The following is a 1,179-nucleotide window of genomic DNA, read 5'->3' as shown; positions in this document are numbered from 1 at the left end:
CTTGTTCAGCGGAGGGGTGTGATGCCTTGGGTTCCGCGGGGGAACGTGGCGAGCACTTCGGCGGGGATGTTGAGGTGCTGCGACACCAACGCCGGCGGCAGATGGCTGAGCCAGTTCGCCAACGACACCTCCTCGTAATGATCACTCCGGAACGTCTCCAAAAAGATCAGCGTCTCCTCCCCGGTGTTCTCGATGTAATGACCCAGGTTCCGTTTCACCACCCCCACGTCCCCCGGCCGGAAATCAGTGGTATTCGCATGCGGACCCGTGTTGAACACCGTCATCCGCCCCTGCCCCTTCAACCAGTACTGCCACTCATCCGCATTCGGATGCCAATGCAACTCCCGCATCGACCCCGGCTCGATCGTGACCAAACCCGCCGCGACCGTCTTCGACGCCGGAAAATTGCTGCTGTCCGCGATCCGGATGCTGCCCCCACTGTTCTCGAACACCGGCGTCGACCGCGACAACCGGAAAATCACCGCCTCCGTGCCCGGCACCACCCCCGCCGCGGCCCGATCCGCTTCCAGATCGCCCGGCACCTCACCGGGAAAGATCCACAGATCATGCAACGGAATGTCCGCGAACACCTCCTGCGCGACCCCGAAATTCTTCGCCAACACCTCCGGCGGCGTATGCGCGAACCAATCCGTCAACAACAGCGTGTTCGACTCCGACTGAGCCCCGTCATCGAACGCCAACACGAACTCCGCCCCATCCGGCCCCATCCCCTGCAAAGAATGCGGCAACCCGGGCGGGAAATACCACAAGTCCCCCTCCTGCACGTCATCCACGCTCGGCAACCCGTCCCGGCTGAGCGTCGTGATCCGGCAATTGCCCCGCGTCATCAACGCCCACTCCGCGGTCTGATGCCAATGCAACTCCCGGATACCACCCGCTTCGAGATACATGTTCACCCCGGCGATCTCCTCCGAGATCGCGAAATCCGGCTGTGTCAGTTCCCGGGCCCAACCGCCGCGCTGCACCCGCCGCGGCGAGATGTTGAACGACGACCAGAAGAACTGCTGCGTGCTGATATCCGTCGCGGGCGCATCCATCTGATTCGGGAACTGACTCTCGATCACCGGATTCTGCGCACCCCCCATCACCGTGCTCCCCGGATCATCCACCGTGTTCACCTCCCCCTCCTGCGGCAGATCCGGATCCCCGAAAACCGGC

General features: G+C 63.3%; 1 protein-coding gene. It reads right to left on the bottom strand.

Going from position 1 to position 1,179, the window contains the following annotated elements; genetic code table 11:
• Window positions 1-5: 5 nt before the first annotated feature.
• On the bottom strand, window positions 6-1,179 hold a 1,174-nt coding region (locus tag N1027_RS19760), incomplete at its 5' end, for a cupin domain-containing protein (protein WP_259510759.1).

The sequence above is a fragment of the Herbiconiux aconitum genome (genome assembly GCF_024979235.1).
GTDB classification, from domain to species: Bacteria; Actinomycetota; Actinomycetes; order Actinomycetales; family Microbacteriaceae; genus Herbiconiux; species Herbiconiux aconitum.
Note: the sequence above shows the minus strand (reverse complement) of the source record. Positions and strands in the feature narration are given on the sequence as shown.